This is a genomic window from Micromonospora sp. NPDC003776 (assembly GCF_053605645.1).
Genome location: NZ_JBSGJR010000695.1, coordinates 1 through 3,205, shown reverse-complemented (window position 1 = coordinate 3,205; position 3,205 = coordinate 1). Strand labels below are relative to the sequence as shown.

Sequence of the window (3,205 nt, the reverse complement as noted above, 5' to 3'; positions counted from 1 at the left end):
GGCGGGGCCCGAAGGCGACGTTGTCCAGCGCGCTGAGGTGCGGGAAGAGCAGGTAGTCCTGGAAGACCACGCCGACCGGCCGTCGCTCCGGCGGAATCCGGAGCCGGCGGTCGGGGCGGTCCAGATCCGCCCCGCCGAGGGTCAGGTGGCCGGCGGTGAGCGGGTGCAGCCCGGCCAGGGCACGCAGGGCGGTGGTCTTGCCGGCGCCGTTCGGGCCGAGCAACGCGACCACCTCCCCGGCGGCGATCCGCAGCCGGACGTCGAGGTGGAAGGCGCCCCGGTCGGCGACCAGGTGCGCGTCGAGCAGCGGCGGGGCGGTCATTGCGTACCGATCCAGCGGTCGCGCAGCCCGGCGAGGATGGCGACCGAGACGGTGAGCAGGATCAGGCTGAGCACGATCGCGGCCTGCAGGTCGTTCTCCAGGGCCAGGTAGACGGCGAGCGGCATGGTCTGGGTGCGGCCGGGATAGTTGCCGGCGAAGGTGATGGTGGCGCCGAACTCGCCGAGCGCGCGGGCCCAGCAGAGCACGGCGCCCGCGGCGACGCCCGGCGCGACCAGCGGCAGGGTGACGTGGGTGAAGGTGGTCCAGCGCCCCGCGCCGAGGGTGGCGGCCGCCTCCTCGTACCGCCGGTCGGCCCCGCGCAGCGCCCCCTCGACGGCGATGACCAGGAACGGCATGGCGACGAACGCCTCGGCGAGCACCACGCCGGCGGTGGTGAACGGCAGGGTGACCCCGAAGGTGCTGTCCAGCCAGGACCCGACCAACCCCCGTCGGCCGAAGACCAGCAGCAGCGCCACCCCGCCGACCACCGGAGGCAGCACCAGCGGCACGGTGACCAGGGCACGCACCAGCCGCCGGCCGGGGAACTCGACCCGGGCGAGCAGCCACGCCAGCGGTACGCCGAGGGCGACGCAGAGCAGCGTGGCGAGGGTGGCGGTCTCCAGCGACAGCCGCAGCGCGGTGCGCACCGCCGGCTCGGCCAGCCGCCGGGGCAGGGTGGTCCACGGCGCCCGGGCCAGCAGCCCGAACAGCGGCAGGACGAGGAAGAGCAGGCCGAGGCCGGCGGGGAGCAGCAGGGCGAGCGGCACCCGCTGCCGGGGGCGCGGGCTCACCGGCTCGGCGGGGCCTGGAACCCGGCGGCGGTGAGCACGGCGAGCCCCGCGTCGGAGCGGACGTAGTCGACGAAGGCCCGGGCGCCGTCCGGGTTGCCGGCGTGCTTCAGCACCACGATCGGGTAGTCGTTGACCGCCCGCGCGGACTCCGGGAACTCGACGGCGTCCAGCTCACCGGCGGCGGCCCGGACGTCGGTGCGGTAGACCAGCGCGGCGTCGACCTCGCCGAGCTTCACCTTGGCCAGCGCGCCCTTGACGTCCTGTTCCAGGGTGGCCGGGGTGAACCGGACGCCGGCCGCGGCGAGGGCCGTCTTCGCCGCGGCCCCGCAGGGCACCTGCTCGGCGCAGAGCGCCACCTTGACGCCCGGTTCGGCCAGGTCGGCGAGGCCGGTCACCCTGCCGGGATTGCCCTTGGGCACGGCGATGACGAGCTGGTTGCGCACCAGGGTGGCCGGGGCGCCGGCGCCGTCCCCCGCGTCGGTGACGGTCTTCATGGTGGCCGGCGAGGCGGCGGCGAAGACGTCGGCCGGGGCGCCCTGGGAGATCTGGGTGGCGAGGGCGGAGCTGCCGGCGAAGTTGAAGGTGACGGTGGTGCCCGGGTGCGCCGCCTCGAAGTCCTTCCCCAGCTTCGTGAAGGACTCGGTGAGCGAGGCGGCGGCGAACACCGTCACCCGGCCGCCGCCGTCCCGGACGGCCGGGTCGCCGTCGCCGCAGCCGGTCAGGGCCAGGGTCAGCGCGGCCGCCCCGGCGAGGGCGGCGCCGGTCCACCGTACGGTCACGAAATGGTCCTTCCCTTCGCGGCGGGGACGCGCTCGACCACGACGGTGGTCGACTTGATCACGGCGACGGCCACCGCCCCGACCTGGAGGTCGAGCTCGTCGACGGCCTCGCGGCTCATCAGCGAGACGATCCGGAACGGCCCGGCCTGGATGTCGACCTGGGCCATCACGGTGTCCTTGACGACGGCGGTGACGATGCCGCGCAGCCGGTTACGGGCGGAGGACAGCTCGGGGTGCCCCGGGGCGCGGACGAACGCGGCCAGGTCGACCCCGTCGATCACCCGGTGGCCGTGTTCGTCGCGGGTGGCCGGCAGCCGCCCGGCGTCGATCCAGCGGCGGACCGTGTCCGCGCTGACCCCGAGCAGTTCGGCGGCCTCGCCGATCCGGAACACGGTCACCCGGCCACCCTAGCGGCACGCAGATGCAAAGGAGAAGAGCGTTCCGGCCTCGCATCGACGAGGTGCTCGGCGGCTCGGGTGGAGCACCTGCGGTTCATGCCCGCAGGCTCACCGCGCCTCCGTCGTCCGCCGCCAGGCCCGGGCGCTCAGCAGGCGCAGCCCGTTGAGACCGACGATGACGGTCGAGCCCTCGTGGCCGGCCACGCCGAGCGGCAGCGGCAGGTGCCCGATCAGGTCCCAGCCGACCAGCACCGCGATGAAGGTCGCCGCGACGACGAGGTTGGCGACCACCAGGCGGCGGGCCCGCCGGGCCAGCCCGAGCAGCGCGGGGAGCGCCGCGAGGTCGTCGCGCACCAGCACCGCGTCGGCCGTGCGCAGGGCCAGATCGGAGCCCTGGCGGCCCATGGCCACGCCGGTGTCCGCCGCGGCGAGCGCCGGGGCGTCGTTGATCCCGTCCCCGACCAGCAGCACCCGGCGGCCGTCGCGCTGGTGGGTCCGGACCCGGTCCACCTTGTCCTCGGGCAGCAGGCCGGCGTGCACCTCGGCGATGCCGGTGTCGGCCGCGAGCCGGCCGGCCGCGCCGGCGTTGTCGCCGGTGAGCAGGGCGGGTCGGACCCCGGTCAGCGCGGTGAGCGCGGCGACGGTCCCGGCCGCGTCGGGCCGGGCCCGGTCCGCCAGGCCGAGGACCCCGGCCGGCGCGCCGTCCACCAGCACCACGACCGCGGTACGCCCGGCCGCCTGCTCCGCGTCGACCAGCCGCGACGCGTCGGTCGAGGCGTACCCGTGGAGGAGGGCCGGGCTGCCGACCAGGACCCGCCGGCCCTCGACGGTGGCCGCGACGCCCCGCCCGGGGGTGGCGGTGAAGTCGGCGACCGGCGGCAGGGTCAGGCCGCGCTCGCCGGCGGCGGCCAGCAG

At 76.3% G+C, this 3,205-nt stretch carries 5 protein-coding genes; all 5 read right to left on the bottom strand.

The window, feature by feature from the left end; translation table 11 throughout:
• The coding region (locus tag ACWEVO_RS33495; RefSeq protein ID WP_452311428.1) for an ATP-binding cassette domain-containing protein at window positions 1–322 on the bottom strand (322 nt) is incomplete at its 3' end.
• On the bottom strand, window positions 319–1,113 hold the full coding sequence (locus ACWEVO_RS33490) for an ABC transporter permease (RefSeq protein ID WP_452311427.1): 795 nt from the start codon (window positions 1,111–1,113) through the stop codon (window positions 319–321). The genes ACWEVO_RS33495 and ACWEVO_RS33490, both read right to left, overlap by 4 nt.
• Window positions 1,110–1,892: a molybdate ABC transporter substrate-binding protein gene (modA, locus tag ACWEVO_RS33485; protein WP_452311426.1), complete on the bottom strand. Its 783-nt coding sequence runs from the start codon at window positions 1,890–1,892 to the stop codon at window positions 1,110–1,112. The genes ACWEVO_RS33490 and modA overlap by 4 nt, the downstream gene beginning before the upstream one ends.
• Entirely contained in the window at window positions 1,889–2,290 is a 402-nt protein-coding gene (locus ACWEVO_RS33480) for a TOBE domain-containing protein (RefSeq protein WP_452311425.1), read from the bottom strand. Before ACWEVO_RS33480 ends, modA begins: the two co-directional genes overlap by 4 nt.
• Before the next feature lie 108 nt (window positions 2,291–2,398).
• On the bottom strand, window positions 2,399–3,205 hold an 807-nt coding region (locus ACWEVO_RS33475), incomplete at its 5' end, for an HAD-IC family P-type ATPase (protein ID WP_452311424.1).